At 55.0% G+C, this 15,356-nt stretch carries 17 protein-coding genes; 6 read left to right on the top strand and 11 right to left on the bottom strand.

Features of this window, described 5'->3' with window-relative positions; translation table 11 throughout:
* Positions 1–223 precede the first annotated feature (223 nt).
* Positions 224–2,389, bottom strand: a complete 2,166-nt coding sequence (locus AB2U09_RS00920; RefSeq protein WP_459190810.1) for a type B DNA-directed DNA polymerase — start codon at positions 2,387–2,389, stop codon at positions 224–226.
* A gap of 478 nt (positions 2,390–2,867) precedes the next feature.
* Between AB2U09_RS00920 and AB2U09_RS00915 the strand changes: the two genes are divergently transcribed.
* Genes AB2U09_RS00915 through AB2U09_RS00900 form a run of 4 tightly spaced genes read left to right on the top strand, consistent with a single transcriptional unit; the run spans position 2,868 to position 5,040 of the window.
* Entirely contained in the window at positions 2,868–3,269 is a 402-nt protein-coding gene (locus AB2U09_RS00915) for a helix-turn-helix domain-containing protein (protein ID WP_459190809.1), read from the top strand.
* The gene (locus tag AB2U09_RS00910; protein WP_459190808.1) at positions 3,262–3,666 is read left to right on the top strand and encodes a hypothetical protein; all 405 of its coding nucleotides are present in this window, start codon (positions 3,262–3,264) and stop codon (positions 3,664–3,666) included. Before AB2U09_RS00915 ends, AB2U09_RS00910 begins: the two co-directional genes overlap by 8 nt.
* The gene (locus AB2U09_RS00905) at positions 3,653–4,054 is read left to right on the top strand and encodes a hypothetical protein (RefSeq protein WP_310916844.1); all 402 of its coding nucleotides are present in this window, start codon (positions 3,653–3,655) and stop codon (positions 4,052–4,054) included. The genes AB2U09_RS00910 and AB2U09_RS00905 overlap by 14 nt, the downstream gene beginning before the upstream one ends.
* A complete protein-coding gene (locus AB2U09_RS00900) occupies positions 4,054–5,040 on the top strand; it encodes an AAA-associated domain-containing protein (protein WP_459190807.1) in 987 nt (328 codons plus the stop codon). Before AB2U09_RS00905 ends, AB2U09_RS00900 begins: the two co-directional genes overlap by 1 nt.
* On the opposite strand, the gene AB2U09_RS00895 is transcribed toward AB2U09_RS00900, so the two are convergent.
* The 6 genes from AB2U09_RS00895 to AB2U09_RS00870 form a co-directional block, all read right to left on the bottom strand.
* Positions 5,041–6,783, bottom strand: coding sequence for an ATP-binding protein (locus tag AB2U09_RS00895; RefSeq protein WP_459190806.1), 1,743 nt, complete (start codon positions 6,781–6,783; stop codon positions 5,041–5,043).
* Positions 6,784–6,860: 77 nt separating this feature from the next.
* Positions 6,861–7,802 (bottom strand): hypothetical protein, encoded by a 942-nt coding sequence (locus AB2U09_RS00890; RefSeq protein WP_459190805.1) that lies wholly within the window; start codon positions 7,800–7,802, stop codon positions 6,861–6,863.
* The gene (locus tag AB2U09_RS00885) at positions 7,802–8,212 is read right to left on the bottom strand and encodes a hypothetical protein (protein WP_459190804.1); all 411 of its coding nucleotides are present in this window, start codon (positions 8,210–8,212) and stop codon (positions 7,802–7,804) included. The genes AB2U09_RS00890 and AB2U09_RS00885 overlap by 1 nt, the downstream gene beginning before the upstream one ends.
* A 26-nt stretch (positions 8,213–8,238) precedes the next feature.
* Entirely contained in the window at positions 8,239–8,559 is a 321-nt protein-coding gene (locus AB2U09_RS00880; protein ID WP_459190803.1) for a DUF8156 family protein, read from the bottom strand.
* Between the two features lie 2 nt (positions 8,560–8,561).
* Positions 8,562–9,401, bottom strand: coding sequence for a hypothetical protein (locus AB2U09_RS00875; protein ID WP_459190802.1), 840 nt, complete (start codon positions 9,399–9,401; stop codon positions 8,562–8,564).
* A 1,063-nt stretch (positions 9,402–10,464) separates the two neighbouring features.
* Positions 10,465–10,665 (bottom strand): hypothetical protein, encoded by a 201-nt coding sequence (locus AB2U09_RS00870; protein ID WP_459190801.1) that lies wholly within the window; start codon positions 10,663–10,665, stop codon positions 10,465–10,467.
* A 178-nt stretch (positions 10,666–10,843) separates the two neighbouring features.
* Between AB2U09_RS00870 and AB2U09_RS00865 the strand changes: the two genes are divergently transcribed.
* Positions 10,844–11,530: an SOS response-associated peptidase gene (locus tag AB2U09_RS00865; protein ID WP_459190800.1), complete on the top strand. Its 687-nt coding sequence runs from the start codon at positions 10,844–10,846 to the stop codon at positions 11,528–11,530.
* A gap of 18 nt (positions 11,531–11,548) precedes the next feature.
* Here AB2U09_RS00865 and AB2U09_RS00860 read toward each other — a convergent pair whose 3' ends face one another.
* The 4 genes from AB2U09_RS00860 to AB2U09_RS00845 all read right to left on the bottom strand — a co-directional run bounded on the left by AB2U09_RS00860 (position 11,549) and on the right by AB2U09_RS00845 (position 14,764).
* Positions 11,549–12,577 (bottom strand): Cdc6/Cdc18 family protein, encoded by a 1,029-nt coding sequence (locus tag AB2U09_RS00860; RefSeq protein ID WP_459190799.1) that lies wholly within the window; start codon positions 12,575–12,577, stop codon positions 11,549–11,551.
* Between the two features lie 689 nt (positions 12,578–13,266).
* Entirely contained in the window at positions 13,267–13,716 is a 450-nt protein-coding gene (locus AB2U09_RS00855; protein WP_459190798.1) for a hypothetical protein, read from the bottom strand.
* Between the two features lie 2 nt (positions 13,717–13,718).
* On the bottom strand, positions 13,719–14,513 hold the full coding sequence (locus tag AB2U09_RS00850; RefSeq protein ID WP_459190797.1) for a hypothetical protein: 795 nt from the start codon (positions 14,511–14,513) through the stop codon (positions 13,719–13,721).
* Positions 14,510–14,764, bottom strand: coding sequence for a helix-turn-helix domain-containing protein (locus AB2U09_RS00845; protein WP_254859902.1), 255 nt, complete (start codon positions 14,762–14,764; stop codon positions 14,510–14,512). The genes AB2U09_RS00850 and AB2U09_RS00845 overlap by 4 nt, the downstream gene beginning before the upstream one ends.
* A gap of 116 nt (positions 14,765–14,880) precedes the next feature.
* On the opposite strand from AB2U09_RS00845, the gene AB2U09_RS00840 reads away from it, so the two are divergent.
* Positions 14,881–15,356: DNA cytosine methyltransferase (locus AB2U09_RS00840; protein WP_459190796.1), on the top strand; the 476-nt coding region annotated here is incomplete at its 3' end.

Genomic DNA, 15,356 nt, shown 5'->3' with positions numbered 1-15,356 from the left:
TATCCACCCTCGGTGTGATTGAGTTCTCCACCATTCACACTCCGGGGTGTCCTGCTGATCCGGGGCACCCCCCAGAGTGTGAATGGGATTTACCCCGACGCCAACACGTGTTTTTGCTCACTTCAGGTGACATCTGTCCTTTGATCGAGGTTCCGTCGTCGGCTCAGCGTACGGGGTGACAAAATGAGCCAATCGAAGGCTGTTACTGCTATCTAATACCTAATCACCCGCTTGGGTTCGCAGTGAATTCTGTAAGATCCATCTCCCGTGTCTCCGCAAGTTCTCGTCGAATGTCCGCCCGGTCCCATCCGAGTGGTGACAGCACGCTCTCGACAGCTCGGATCAGCTGTGTCTCGTAGTATGAGGCGTCGTAGGTCTCGATATCCTCGTGAGCGAGGGCGACCCGTTCTCGTGAGTTCTTCTCGTCGTCGATGACCACGTACTCGATATCCTGTCCGGGATGGACGCCGAGGTCCTGGTCGCGAGCCCGTTTCAGGGCCGCCACGTTCTGGGTGTTCTGCGTGTACCCCTCCAGCGGCTTGGAAACGCGATTCCGTTCGACGAGGTCCTCGATCGTGACCTCGCCGGCGTGTAGGCGATCGATTGCATCTCGAAGGGAGGTGAGGACTGCTTCCGGTGACCGGGTCGCATCGAATCGTTCGAGGCACTCCCGCTGGCTCTTCTCGATAAACGGTGGCGTCGAGCGCTGCCGCGCTTCAATACCTCTCACTTTGAACTCGTCGGCGCCGGCGACTTTCCCGAAGTACTTCGTCAACGCGCCAGCGTCGCTCTCGCGCTGCGGGACGAACGCAACCCAGTCGTAGTGGGATTCGTGTTCGAGTCGGATTTCGACGGTCTCCGTGATCTCTGTCGCGAGCGCCTCGAGGTTCTCGCGGTCATCGTCGTCGACGTCGGAATCGGGCGTCACCCAGATGGAGTCGACGATGCCGTGGACGACGCGCCAGCCACCGGCCTCCAAGCGTTGCTTCGCCGTCAGCAGAATTTCGCGAGCAAACGCGTTGATCGCCTCGTGGCACTCGATCCGTCCGAATTTCGCATTGCTGAACCCTTGATACCCGAAGCAGGCGACGAGAATCCACTTCAGCGCACCCGACCTCCCCTCAAGCTCTGCGAGTCGGTCCTCGTCGGGATCGTCCTGCTGCTGTTCGCGACGGATGGCCGCCTTGATCTCGTCACGAGCATCGATGATGGGTTCGAGGACGTCGACGAGATAGCCCCGCTCGTCGCAGATCGAGTACCCGAGGCCGGGGACGTCCTCACGGTCGCTGTGGCAGCCACACCGGATAACGTCGGGCGAGACGTTCCGGGTACAGATGATGTTCGGGTACAACGAGGAGAAGTCGAGTTCATGGACGTCCTCGTGGACGCCGACCTCAGGAGCGAAGATGAAGCCGCCGCGATCGGCGTCGTGGAGCGTCCCCATCGGCTTGAAGAACTCGTGGCGCCATGAGTTCCACGGGACGAGTACGCCGCGGTTGTGGGCTTCACAGATCTGAATCGCGGTCAGCACGTTGCCGATCGACGCCCACGCCAGCTCCTGGACGGGTTTCTTCGACCGCGAAACGAGATCGAGGACGCCGTCGAGATTCGTCTCCCCGTAGAAGAACGTGTTACTCTCGTCGATGATCGCCCGGCCCGGCACGTTGTATCGCGCCGGTGAGTGGCCGACACGGCCGTAGCTCGAGTATGTCGATCGACTCGCGAGTTGCTGGTAGTCGATGTCCGGCCACCGACTCAGCGAGAAGTTGTCGACGCCGGTAGCCGTCGCCATCTCGTACAGGGTCGGGACGATCTCGCTCGTCGAGCAGACCAGGACGTCCGGATCGTGTGTGTCGAGTGCCCCCTGGACGGCGGTCAGGAGATCCGTCGGCGAGCCGGTGACTGTGTCGCCGGCGACGGACAGTTCCCCATAGACGTCGTTGCTCGTTTCGGTCACCGGAACGCTGAGCCGGAGCGTCGACAGCTCGCTCGCCGGCGTCGGATCGGCGCCGGTCTCCAGACAGTACCGGAACTCTCGCGAGAAGTCGACGTTGAAACAGGCGAGATCTCCGATTGGATAGTCCGACAGCTGGCGTGCCTGCCGGGCGAGTGGGGTGACGCGGTCGATGTGGGCGACGTCGACCGCGAGAACGGTTTCCTCGTCCCGTCGAAAGCCCGGCTGTCGCGCAACCATTTCGGTCGCGACGACATCCGGGTGCTGGTCGTACACGGACTGGAGCGTCGTGGGGTCGAGGTCGGACGCTGGGTCGCGAGCGGCGACGTAGAAGCGTGGGGTGTAGTCATCGCGCTCGGTCGCGACGGCGCCGTCGGCGGTTGTTTCCCACTCCAGTACGCGGCCGTCGTCCAGAAAGTCGATACTGAACGGCACTATGTCATTAGGATAGTCGACTCACCGATAAGCCGTGGCGTGTCGTTTCCGCATTTTGGTGAACGGACTTCAGGAACCCTTCTCAAGTACATATACTACTGTTTTGGGTATTTGTCCCTTTTTCTGGAATGATTTCCGGAATTCGTCTACCAGTGTTAACCACTGTACTCGAACAAGCCTTCATCTGTTGATGAAATCATTGAACGCTTAATAATACAAGCGACAGGATGACAACACGGTATGCTTCCTGACCAATATTCGCTTTCAACTACGGATCCTCCAAGCCATCTCCGAAATGGTGACTTCATTTATATCATCTTGCCCTTCAAACGTCTTTGGCAACTTGGCAATCTCTAAAGCGTGGCCAATAACCGGAATCACTTATATAACGTGGGGTCTTCCGAGATGATGGATCCGTGGACAAAGAGACAAGATTGCCAAAGAACTAAATATATGGGGGTGTGAATGGAAAACGTCGATGTCCGAGAACCAGAAAACGCTCGAAAACTTGCTCGTTGACGAGGAACAGATGCATGAAGAGATCCTCCATGATCTACTGGAGGAGCACATCCGAATTGGCAAACAGAGTGGAGACCTTATCCCTCAAGACCGATTTCGGGATCAGACGGCAAAGAATAAGACGCTGATAGTACTGCTCGCACAGAAGGCTCGTTCGGAACTGGATATGGTCGAGTCCGAGTGGATGACTCCCGGTGAAATTAGCACACAAAGTGGGGTTAACCAGAACACGGTGTACCCCACTGTAAGGGAGTTAGATAATGAGGGCCTGATCGAGGGTGACGACGGTACCTATCGAATCCCCTCGCATAGTATCGACCAAGTCCGTGACTATATCAACGAGGATGATACCGATGAGTGACAGCGCTGAGAGCCTCGAAGAACAGGTTGAGGAACTGGAGCAGCGAGTCACGGAGCTCGAAAATCGACTCGATGGGACAGACCAGCCAACCGCTGGAGCGAACATCAGGGAGTTCGTTGAGGAGAACGATCCTTCGAGTCACACTGAGCGATCCCTCTCTATCGCGTACTACCTTGAAACCCAACGTGGGGTTGACGAGTTCACGGTTGGTGATATCGAGGATGCCTATCGTGAGTGTCGAGTCCAACCTGCAGGTAATATGAGCGACGTACTGGGCCGTATGGAGGATCGTGATTGGATTCTTCGGACAGGTAGTGACGGACGTGCACAGCTGTGGAAACTGACTGCGACCGCCCTGAAAACCGTCGAGGAGGGTTCAAACAATGGATCTGAGTGAGCGAATCAACGAGGAGATCGTCGTCGACGATGCGACGATCTTAGAATCGGAGTTTGACCGCGTCAAGAAACTATTCGACCTGCATAGTGACGGGACTATCAATCTTGACAGCAGGGCCCGGTCGCTCGATGCCGAACTCCAGATTCTGGTGTACTTCATCGGGCAACGGTTCGCGTATGAAGGCAACCTCGTGGATGAACCAGAACTGGAGTCGTCGTTCTTCTACAGCCGTCTCGACAAGAGTGACCGCACGGTTCGGAATTACCTTCAGAAACTTCGCGAAGCGGGGTATCTATCGAAGGAGGGGCAAAGTAAACACGAAGTCCTCGTTGAGAACCTTCCGGAGGCTCTTGATGAAATTGAGGATGCGATGGGGGGTGGGGACTAATGACTACGAAACGGCTGTTCAGGCGCCCGAAGCACACGGAAGATGTCCTCGGAGAAATCACTAGTGGGGCATCTACTACTGACGAAGTCGCTGAAGGGCTCGGCAATTCGCGTAAGACAGCTATGAACAAAATTCACGATGGCGTCATTCTCGGTCTCGTTAACCGAGAAGATGGCCACCTGTCAGTGACTGAAGACTCGAGGCGGGTCGTCCAACTGCAGGATCTCACCCCTCTACGCGAGGCTTTTGAGGAGCTTCCGGGTGTCTCAAAGCTCCTCAATCAGATTCAGGACGACTCAATGACGTTCGAAGAAGCTGGTCGGCTAATTAGCTTCGAGACTAAATCTGGTGCTGCGGCTGAAGATACTTTTCGATCATATGGCTCTGTCTATGCCCATTGGATTAGCTATCTTGATCTCGGTACTAGATCTGACGGCGTTCTCGCTTCGAGCCCCGAACAGGTATCGGTCGAAACGGAGCCCTTAGAAAATCCGCGGGGAGCAAACTGTCCCCGCGTTGCCCCGGAGAAGGTTTTTGAGTTACTCCCCCGCATCTCAAGGGCAGACTCTCGTGAAGATTTGGAGGCGAGTACGGAGATGTCTACAAAAACGGTCGAGAAGACCCTATCGACCTGTTATGCGCTTGGGATTGCTGACTATACTCGTACTGGTCCGGTTGTAACTGACCGAGGAAGAGAGTTGCAACAATCCAGCATTGGCAACCGGAAATCGATACTCGCTGAAGAGTTGTTACAGATCCCGTTAGTTCAAGCATTCTGTGAAGAAGCTCCAGACGGAGGGTTTAGTGCGGAAACTGTGATGAATCGGGTTTCAGAAACCCATCTTAAAGGATGGAGTGAGGTCACCGTTCAAACTCGTGCCAATCGACTCGTCCCTTGGCTCACGTACACTGAGATTGCAGAAGACGAGACCCAGGGAGAATTAGTTCTGTCAGCAGAGCTTGATAATCAAGCCGCTACGCCGTAGTCAGATACTGCTTATGAGTTCTTCTGAGGCCTCTCGACGAGCAGCAGCGGCACGAATTTCATCAAGATCGTCAATATTCAGGTCGACTTCTGTGACCCGACCATTCTTTGATTTCGTTACGACATCCCGACTGTGGAGAGCATTGACTGCAGAGGCCACATGGCCTGTGGAACTAATATTGAGCTCATCGGCGATTTGTTCGTAGGTAACTGACTCATTATGCGCCATTATGGCTGTGATGACCCCCTCAACGTACCGAGGTGACGTTGCATCATCCTTTGCAGACGTGATTTTGTCTTGGATGGCTTCGTCACTCAGGAATTCTTGATAGGTATGAACACTCTTCTCGGCCGTTTCGCTGGGCTGCTCGGTTGAAGGGTTTGATTGCGTCGACAGCTCTTTTTGAAGCGTTTGAACGCGCTCTTGGAGCTGTTCTATCTCTTTCTCTTGAGGGTCCAGACCGAGTGCTTCACCCAATCGAAGATACGCTTCTGACACTTCTTCGATATTCTCGTTGAGGGTCTCGATGCTTTCGACGTGATCGGCGGCCTCCTCAAGTTCCTGAATTCGGTTGCGCAGCTCTCGGTTCTCCTGGCGGAGCTTCTGATTCTCCTCCTGTAGCGAACGTATCTGCTCGTTTTTTTCTTTCCGTATCTCTTCAACGGTTTCCTCAATCGTCTCCGAAGATTTTCTTTGGCCATCAGCCTCAAGGAGAGCTTCAGTAAACCGCTCTGCGAGGTCACTAACATCACGAGACCTCTCTAATTCTTCTTGAAGTTCACTGATGTGCTCCTCACGTGATTCCAGCTCAGATCGGAGGCGTTCTATTTCACTCTGCTCGGCCTGTTTCCTTTCGGATATCGTTTCCAGCTCCGAGAGGATATCGTTGCTGACAGATTTCAAATCCGGCCGCTCGATCTCTTCCAGCCCCGGCGTCGCCCCTGCGTCAAAAGTATACTTTCGACGGAACTGAACTTGCCTGATTTGGTCATTCCAGTCCGTATGGAGGATCGCTTCACCATCATCGAGGTCTTTGACTGTCTCCGCATATTCCGACCCCAAGACTCTGCGTACGACCTTCGTGTCATTCTCCCAGGTCAGACGATGCCAAACGTGCCAGTCGCACTGGGTGATGAAGTCTTTTTTGACATCTGCGGGGCGTTGCGAGATGCCACAGAGCCCGAGACCGTGTTTTCGTCCTCGTTTTGCGATTTTGATGAGCATCTGCCCAGCATCGTCGAGCCCCGACTCTGGGATATACTCATGAATCTCTTCAATAAGGAATAAAAACGGTTTCTTCAGCTTTTTTTCTTTCGCGAAGAGATGTCGCCCGACTTCTTTGATTAGTTCCTTCTGGTCTTCTTCATGGAGATACCCGGACACATCGAGAATGACGGGGATGTTCTCCTCGAGGGTGAGTTCCGCGATCTTCTCTGCATGCTCAGCCCCGACCTGCAAGTCACACTCTTCGTCCGCCCCTAAATGTAGAAGTTCATACTCCTCTTTGAGCCCGAAGTACTCCCCGTCGACATCGACGATCAGTACTGGATAGCCGTCTTCGAGCAGTTCCTCTACGACGACACTTGCCGTGTTACTCTTCCCGCTGCCTGATTTACCTAAAATCACCCCTCTTCCAGTAAGAACTTCGACGACGGGAAGAGTGTCTCCCGCTTCGTTAATCTGGATTTCATCTTGGGAGCTCGCCTCCGAAGCTTCACTCCCGGAAGCGGCCTGATTAGACATAGGCCATTCTTAGGAGAACCCACGGGCTGTTAACGTAAAAACTATACTATTTCTGTCATATTTTGGACCTTTCCTCGCTATTCGCCTCCGTTTTCCTCATTCGCCGTATCCTGACTCATGAAAGAATCTAGTGATTGGTCTGTAGAGTCTGAATCCTCTTCAGAATCTTGATTGTTTGCAGAATCACCCCCTACTCCACCCGTATTCGTTAACTCGTTGCTGAGATCTTTCTCGAGACCGCGACGTATTGCGAGAATCAGTTGTTCAACACTCTCGGGTTCATCATCACCGCTCAATTCTAGACTGACAGTGAACGAGTCTGATTGAGTTCGATTCACTGACTTGTGTTGGCCCCTCCCGTCCTGAGTCGGACTTCGCTGAGATGGGGTATCCCTCTCGGAGGTGTCTGGTTCAGCTTCGGGATTAGCACTCGATTTCGGAGACGCGTCTCGGTCACTCTGTCCAATTTCAGTATCTACGGTTGTTATCTTCTCTACGATATTTTCGAAGTCCTCCGTAACCTCTACCCGAGATTCTTTTCCACGCCGACCGACGATATAGTCCCCACACCCACCAGCATCGAGTGTTTGCAGGAAAGTTATTGCAGCATCTCCTAACGTGCTTTCACTCCCACTCAATCCCATCTCGGTTCGGAAGGTCCGGAGGACATCTTTCTTTGTAATTACCCCGCTGTCTTGTGCTTCTGGAGCCAGAGTTTCGAGTACATCTCTGTAGAGATCATGCTCGCTGAGCCCTTCTATGATATGTTCTTCAAGATCACTGTCCCCCTCGTCGCAATAGCTTGCACCAATCCCCCGTTCAGTCGCTTTAATTTCCCCTTCCGAGTCTGTTAGGAATCCCAGTCGAGTCCCGTATTCAATTGTATCGCTAACTAAACTTCGCCCGATGTCTGCCTCCTCATAGATTTCCTCGCGAGGGAGGGGGCCCTCTCGAAGAATTTCACACAGAGAGAGTAGATTTCCTACGGAGGCGTCCTTTCGGGGTGTCGCGTAACTCATCAATCTTCCTCGCCTGAATTAAGCCATTTCGTAGCCTGATGGATTTTATGAGGCGGAATGAGGTACCCTCCTTGTTCGTCGTCATTAACGGCAAAGTCCAGATCGGTCGCTGCGTGTCGGATGGTACTGTCGTCAACACCAATCAGGTCTGCAAAATAGGTTGAGTCTTGCCCGACTGTCTCATCTTCTTCAAGCTCATCGAGGCTCAGTAAGGCTCGCCGATACAGTAGAAGCGCTGTAAACTGCTTCTTCGATGTTGAGGAACTGAACTTTTCGCGCAGGACTGGCTTTGCGGTTTCGGTATCAATTCCGATCAAGCCTGAGATCGCGTCCCGTATTCTTTCCCGATCCTCACTGGCATCGACATACAAATCCGCTAAGGGATTCTCTTCTTGCTCTTTGTTTGCCATATCTGTCCTATTGTATACTCCCATAATCAAACTTCCCGGTCATTGGAGTCGTGACCAGACTGCCTCTCGGTACTTCCGCCCTTGTTTTTGAGTGCGGTCTCAAGTTCCCCGAGGCGCTCTTCGTGGTCGTCGAGGCGGGCCTCCTGTTCGAGATCGATGCTGAGCAGCGCCGGCAGCAGCGGGTTCTGGTGGTTCAACAACCCGCTCGCGTCGGCGTGCTCGCGGGCGTACTCGAACAACCGGTCGAATCGCGGCTGGTCGCGACGACGGAGTGCCCGCCGGAACTCCGCCCAGCGCTCTTCGATGGCCCGCAACGCATCTCGGTAGGTCGGATTCGTACGCCCCATCGCTATCGACCCCCTGTACCGCTCGCCGTCCACGCATCGAGCAAGGGATCCGCGGTGGCCGCCACCGTCTCACCGTCAGCGGTGACGCCCGTCCCGACGCCTTCCGGAGTCGGCGTCGGCGGCGCCGGCGTCGTCGGTTCCACTCCGACCTGCGTAGCGCGTGCCGCGAGCAGCTGCCGCCAGTACGCGAACGTCGTCTGGTAGTACGCGCCGTCCTCGACGGGATAGACGAGCGTCTCGAAATCCTCGCCGACGACCCGTGGCCCCATTCGAGTCTGCTCACACTCCAGGTGGTGGTCGGCGGCTGTCGCGACTGACCCGGTGAATTCGTTTCGTTCGTTTCGCGTAACGAGCACCGGGATATCGTACCCATCGGCGTAGGTCGCCAACCGGGCGAGAGTTCGAGCCTGGAGGGTTTTCGCGTGAGTCTCGCCGAGGGTATCGTCGGCGCGGTACTGGACGTCGACGGCCGGCGCGACGATGAGGGCGGGTGTGTGGGGCGACGTCTCCTCGTCACAACCTGGCGCCCCCCGACCGGCCGCCTCGGCATCGGCGGTGGACATCTGGATTGCTTTGTTCACCGCTGCCGGGAGATCACAGACGGCGCCGTAGTGCTGATACGCAGTAAATCCGCGGGCGACGTGAATTCGGTTGAGCAACCGTTGACAGGGCGCGATCTGGGCGAGTGTCATCGTCGTCGCGTGTCCGTTTGCGTCGACCCAGAAGGCGGGACCGTCGTGGAGAAGAAGATGATCGAGGACGAGCGATTGCAGGATCGGGACGCCACGGCTCCCCTCCACGTCGAGCAGCGTGATGCCGTCGTCGAGTTGCGGCAACAGCATCTCGTCTGTAGTCGGATCGGCCTGGTCAGCGAGGGACCGATTGCGGTCAGCTCCCCGTGTCGGTTGATCCACCGCCAAACGGTTCGACGTTGAGTGTTCTCCCATACTCGACTAGAGGTCTACGTTCCCGATAAGCCGCGGCGTGTCACTTCCGCATTTCAGGGAACTCGACTTGATCGCCTCCAATCCTGGTACAGTCCCGACTTGTCTCCGTTTGGATCCTGTTTCCGAGAATAGTTCCTGAATCAATCGTTCTTCGTGTTAACCAACACTCGTTCGTATTGACGGCGGAGTGTTGGTTAAACCTACACAGTTGCAGTCTCGAGCCTGACTGCTCGGAATGTTAATGCTCAACGCCACGTTGGAAGATGTGCTCTATGAGCTACCCACAAACGCACGTCGACCACCGAAACCCCGATCACCACGAGTCAATGCATCCAACTCGAAATATCGTGAACGCCCACGTTGTTGCCGGGGAATTCCTCACTTCACGGTACCACGATGCGCTTCAAACTGTTCTCCATCCCCTCGGCGAGTCTCTGGACACCAAAGACCAACATGCGCTCAACGACCTGGGAATCGTCCATGCTAATGGTTCCTTGAACGAAATGTCCCCTATCGTCCGTACATACGTTAAGCTTGACGACTATTGGACTCGAACCCATCGTACTGCAATCAACGAACTATTCGCTGATCGACGTGCTCACGTCCTGAGTTGCTGTACGCGGTTCCTTTCTGAGTTCTCCCGGCACACGCTTGAAGTCGAATCTGGCCGTTCCGGAACTGCGCTGGATACTACCCTTGCTCCGCTTCTCGAGTGCGGATTTCTCTCACACACAGAAGATGAGAAAACCCCATACTCTGTTGATGAACACCACGCGCTATATCGACCGACTGATCGGCTCTTCGACGCACTTCTTGACCAAGCAGCTGTTCTCTGTGAGCTACTGCCCCCGACCGAGCTCTAATCGCACGATTCAGAGCTTTTTCGGCTCTGTAGAAATCCCCTTGATTACATACCATCTGCGGTGAAACAGTCGTAAGTGGGCTTGCTTTCACGGCATTATTCAAGTATCACATCGTCCATCTCGCGGGTTTCGGGATGGATTCCATCATCAGGCACCTCATCGGCAGGCCATACGCCGCCCGGGTCAGAAGCCCACTCAATTCCACATTTCGGACATTCGTACGTTTCTCCTACTGCGATTTTGAGAAGTTTGGGCTCACAGTCCTCACATGGCTCCGGCCTGCTTTCGTCACTCATGATATTACGGTAATGGCATGGCGGGGGAATAAGCCTCGCCCCCGAGAGTTCTCACAAACCGAAGAACGATCGCTTTACTCACCGATCATCCCCAAATCTACCATCAAACGAGGGAACAACAGAACCAGCCTTCACATTACCAGATACGTTGAAGACTCTCCCGGCCGGACCCGGATGTATGTGTGGCCGAAACTCGCTTTTCATCGACGAGGCTGACCTCGAGGCTCGCTTCGACGCCGAGGTCGTCGCGGACGGGGGGTACACACCTCGATACAATATCGCGCCTGGCCACGACCTCCACATCATCACGAACGAGGATCCCGACGAGATTGACGCCTACCACTGGGGGCTGATTCCGTTATGGGCGGACGAACCCGAGGAGGGCATCATCAACGCTCGCTCCGAGACTGCCGACGAGAAACGCGTCTTCGAGCGGGCGTGGGAATCACGTCCCTGCCTCGTCCCCTCATCAGGGTTCTACGAGTGGAAATCGCCGAACGGCGGGTCGAAGCAGCCCTACCGGATTTACCGGGAGGACGACCCCGTATTCGCGATGGCCGGGCTCTGGGACGTCTGGGAGGGCGACGATGAGACGATCTCGTGTGTCACGATTCTCACGACGGAGCCGAACGACCTGATGAACTCAATCCACGACCGGATGCCGGTCGTCCTCCCGAAGGACGCTGAGTCCGACTGGCTCGCCGCAGACCCGGACACCCGCAAGGAACTGTGCCAGCCGTACCCGAAGGACGATCTGGACGCCTACGAGATTTCGACGCGAGTCAACAACCCCGGCAACGACGATCCCCAAGTCATCGAGCCACTGGACCACGGGCAATCGGGCCTTGGCGAGTTCAGTTCCTGATAGCTGACGGGGTCACCGTTACTGCATCGGCGACGCCGCCGCTGAATCGACGAGCGAGTACTCTCGGTCCCGACTTGTCCCTTCCGCCTCGAGGAGGTTGTACTGCTCCATTTTTGAGAGGTACGTGCGGATAGTCCGCTTCGTCCGCGGATCATCGACGTCCTCGGTATAGCGCTCGTGAATCTCGCTCGGCCCGACCGGGCCGTGCTCGCGAACGATGTCGTAGACGACGCGCTGGTGCGGCGTGAGCGAGTCGAGGCTCTTCTGCTTGATCTGGGCCCGAGCATCCTCGGCGGCGTCCAAGAGAATATCGTCGGTGATGCGCTCGTGGTTCTCGCGATCGGCCTTGCCGGCGGCCGTTCGGAGGATGCCGATTGCGAGGCGGGCGTCGCCGGCGGCCGCGTCGGCGATCCGGTAGAGCTGGTCGTCGGTGATGACGTCCTCATCGAGGCCCCACTTCGCCCGCGCACTCAGAATGTCGTACAGCTGCTCGTCGTGGTACTTGTCCATCCGGACGTGTTCGCTGGAGCGCAGCCGGCTCACGAGGCGGTCGTCGACGCGGCTGAACAGCTCCTCTTCCTTGTTCGCGATACAGATGATCGCGAACTGCGGGAGGCTGTGGAGGTCGTAGATGACGCTGGGGTCTTCGAGCTGGTCGACCTCATCGAGGATGACGACGGTTCGCGGGCCGTCATGCTGCTGGAGGCGATCAACGAGTTCGTCGTGGGGCGTCGACTGCCGGTGGATGTCGATGGTCGCGCCGAGGTCGTCGAGGATCTGGTAGAGGGTCCGAAATCGGGTGTAGTTACGCCAGCAGTTGACGTAGGTGGCCTCGACGTCGAGCACCTCCTCACGTAGGCGTTCGGTGACGAATTGCGAGATGCACGTCTTTCCCGTCCCACTGGGTCCGGTGACGATGGCCGTATCGGCAGGCTCTCCGTTCGTGATGGGCTCGAGGACGCTAGAGAGGTGGTTGACTTCGGCGTCGCGATGCTCAACTTCCCGAGGAACGAACCCGGCCCGGAGAACGCGAGCATCGCGGATCATGTTTGCTTGATAGAACGGTTTTCCGGCTAGTACTAAAAACGTGACCGGGTCGTTTCCGGAAACGATTCATTTTGACCTATTCTGACTGTACCGATACCTACGCTGTAACGCGATTCGCTTTGTGGAAAACAAAGTTTTCCGGGAATTTCCGGAATCGGTTCACGGGCGGGAGCGTGTGACGCCTGGGTTCTGCCAGTCATCGCTGTCGTGCTTTTCCCAAGGAATGAGGTTACGCCCTTGTCAGCACGACTCTGGCAGTCCAATTCGTCCATTAAGCTGTTCCAGCGCTCTTCAATTGTGTCCCCGGGCTGTTCACGAAGGGACTTATCGAGGTCATCGATTAGTTGTTTCTGGACTTGTTCGTGGCGCTCGGTCCCATACTCACCAAATACACCCTCATATCCTTCTCCGCGAAGTAGTCGAACGAGAGTCGTGATACGGAGGGCTCGATCCTCACTGACGCCAAACTCCTCTTCAAGCTGCATACACATCCTGCCCGCCCAATCGGATGCTCCCATATGGCTCCCTCTTGTTCTTTCTCAAGAAGATCGTTAATAATCGCCTCGATAGCACTCTTAGGAAGGTTGATCCGGAGGACCAGCGGGGGACCTCTTTATTCCACTATCGGATTCAACCACCAGTTTAGTAACATAGTATTGGCTCATCGGTTAATTCTCGCACTAGGCCGACTACTCTCTTGCCCCTGTTGGTCCCACTTCTTTCTCGGCCGCTTCGATGATTGCTTCATAGTCCTCTCGAGAGATTTCATGTATGCTATGCTGGGGAACCCCGGTCAACCCGGGTTTGTCCTTGAGGAAGGAGATCTTGTCTTTCACCGCGCTCTCATTGACGCCCTTCAACCGAATTGGGGGCTCAAACGGTCGATAGTCTGTGATATGTGCGAAATAGTCCACTGTGACTCCAGAGTCGGAATCCAGATCTTGTTCTTCTCGTTTAATGTGATCTATTTCACCAGTTCCGAATAGAATGTAATCTCCGGGACGATAATAGACGAATCTATCTCCCTCGGAAAGTTGGTTTGCTCCTGGTGTATTCCCTCTATAGTGGTAGACCTCTCCGACCTCGTCGTGGTAGTTGCTTCCGTCCGCTCCTTTCTGGTTCAGCCAAAAATACGCCATAGTTATTGTCCCTCAGATTTGGCAGACTGATAGTACTGGCAGGTAGCGCTAATAGGGCACGATTCACAATCCGGACTGTTAGGAGTGCATACGAGAGCCCCGAGATCGAGGATAGCTAAATTAAAACTTCGTGCAACATCTGGATCTGTTGGTGTGAGCGCATCCAGTAAGGTATACACATCATCACTCTTGTGAGGTTGCTGTGGCATCTCGTAGCCGAGAACTCTGCCGATCACTCTGGCGAAGTTGGAATCAACCAAGGACATAGGTTTTCCTCTTGCGAACAGTTGGGTCGCCCTCGCAGAGTAGTCGCCGACACGCCAGGGTTTCTTCAAATCTTCGATGGAGTCCGGAATTCCTCCATCGAAATCTTGGATAAAAATCCTCCCAACCTCTTCTAACGTCCTCTGTCTGTGGTTTACGAAGCCGAGAGAGTGAACCGCTTCCCTGATTTCCTCTTCTGAGGCCTGATTGAGAGCTTTTGGGTCCGGGAACCGTTGAATCAGGTCTGAGTATATTTTCTCAACCGCATCACCTCGTGTCCGCTGGAGCAGGATCTCAGCAAGGTAGACTTTCCAGGGGTCCTTCGTTTCCCTCCAAGGATAACTTCGTCCGTGATCTTCTAACCAGTTCAGAAGATTCGGAATGCAGGTAATGAAATCTTCAATCTGCTTTTTCGCATCGTTCACTCCTCCCTTTTCCGCCTGTGTGGCGGCTTCCTCTGTATCGATTAGCTGTTCGAGTTCTTCGACTGTAATGTCAGTTCTTCCAAACGGGAGTGAGGCTTGCTGAGTCACCTTTTCAGATCCTCAATTATCTCCTCGCCCTTCTCGGTTGCCTGCCATAGACGTCCCTTCTTCCGGTCTGGCGTTATGCATTCTGCGAGTCCATGGTCATCCAGGTCGGATAGAACATTGCTGACGTGACTTAGATAGTAGTCTGTCATCTCTGAGAGTTCTTTCGGTGTTCGAGGCTTGTCTTCAAGAGATAGCAGTAGGTTCTCACGGTACTCGCTGGCTTTCACCCACGAATATTCCTCGACGTCCATTCAGTATGGGGGATTGACCGAGGCGAAGTATTTAAGTTGATTACAATATACACACAAGATAGATACATGGCCCGAATAGGAACTTTAAACGACCGCCGCTACATTCGTCTGAACAGATGACTGAGGAACGTCTCACAGCTATCGACCTTTTCTGCGGGGCCGGAGGCCTATCACAAGGCCTCCACGATGCCGGTTTCAAAGTTCTATGGGGAATTGATCACGAGGAAAATACGAAGCCCACCTACGATGCGAACCATGAATGTGAAATGACGGTGGGGGACATCCGTGAGGAACAGCCACCGGACCTCGGCCTCGATGAAGGAGAACTGGATCTTGTCGCAGGGGGTCCACCATGTCCCACATTCTCCCTGGTCGGCCGAAGCAAAATCAACTCAATTGAGGGACGTGATAACCAGAGTGACGAACGCCACCTTCTATACGAAGAGTTTCTCCGCTTCGTCGACCACTATCAGCCCAAGGCCTTCCTGATGGAAAACGTGGAGGGAATGCTCTCCGCAGAAAACGAGGACGGCAAACCTGTCGTCGATACCATCAAGGAGCAGATGCGCGGGGAGCGGCAGGTTGCAGATCT

The organism is Halosimplex yunnanense, from assembly GCF_054504345.1.
The sequence above is the reverse complement of the archived record's forward strand: the minus strand, read 5'-3'. Positions and strand labels throughout refer to the sequence as shown.

Excerpts from the sequence above, each read along its gene's own strand:
- AB2U09_RS00910 (WP_459190808.1), top strand. The coding sequence starts at position 3,262 with ATGAGTGACAGCGCTGAGAGCCTCGAAGAACAGGTTGAGGAACTGGAG.
- AB2U09_RS00845 (WP_254859902.1), bottom strand. The coding sequence starts at position 14,764 with ATGGACGTCGAGGAATATTCGTGGGTGAAAGCCAGCGAGTACCGTGAG.
- AB2U09_RS00900 (WP_459190807.1), top strand. The coding sequence starts at position 4,054 with ATGACTACGAAACGGCTGTTCAGGCGCCCGAAGCACACGGAAGATGTC.
- AB2U09_RS00915 (WP_459190809.1), top strand. The coding sequence starts at position 2,868 with ATGTCCGAGAACCAGAAAACGCTCGAAAACTTGCTCGTTGACGAGGAA.
- AB2U09_RS00880 (WP_459190803.1), bottom strand. The coding sequence starts at position 8,559 with ATGGGGCGTACGAATCCGACCTACCGAGATGCGTTGCGGGCCATCGAA.
- AB2U09_RS00885 (WP_459190804.1), bottom strand. The coding sequence starts at position 8,212 with ATGGCAAACAAAGAGCAAGAAGAGAATCCCTTAGCGGATTTGTATGTC.
- AB2U09_RS00905 (WP_310916844.1), top strand. The coding sequence starts at position 3,653 with ATGGATCTGAGTGAGCGAATCAACGAGGAGATCGTCGTCGACGATGCG.
- AB2U09_RS00860 (WP_459190799.1), bottom strand. The coding sequence starts at position 12,577 with ATGATCCGCGATGCTCGCGTTCTCCGGGCCGGGTTCGTTCCTCGGGAA.
- AB2U09_RS00890 (WP_459190805.1), bottom strand. The coding sequence starts at position 7,802 with ATGAGTTACGCGACACCCCGAAAGGACGCCTCCGTAGGAAATCTACTC.
- AB2U09_RS00895 (WP_459190806.1), bottom strand. The coding sequence starts at position 6,783 with ATGTCTAATCAGGCCGCTTCCGGGAGTGAAGCTTCGGAGGCGAGCTCC.
- AB2U09_RS00875 (WP_459190802.1), bottom strand. The coding sequence starts at position 9,401 with ATGCTGTTGCCGCAACTCGACGACGGCATCACGCTGCTCGACGTGGAG.
- AB2U09_RS00865 (WP_459190800.1), top strand. The coding sequence starts at position 10,844 with ATGTGTGGCCGAAACTCGCTTTTCATCGACGAGGCTGACCTCGAGGCT.
- AB2U09_RS00855 (WP_459190798.1), bottom strand. The coding sequence starts at position 13,716 with ATGGCGTATTTTTGGCTGAACCAGAAAGGAGCGGACGGAAGCAACTAC.
- AB2U09_RS00870 (WP_459190801.1), bottom strand. The coding sequence starts at position 10,665 with ATGAGTGACGAAAGCAGGCCGGAGCCATGTGAGGACTGTGAGCCCAAA.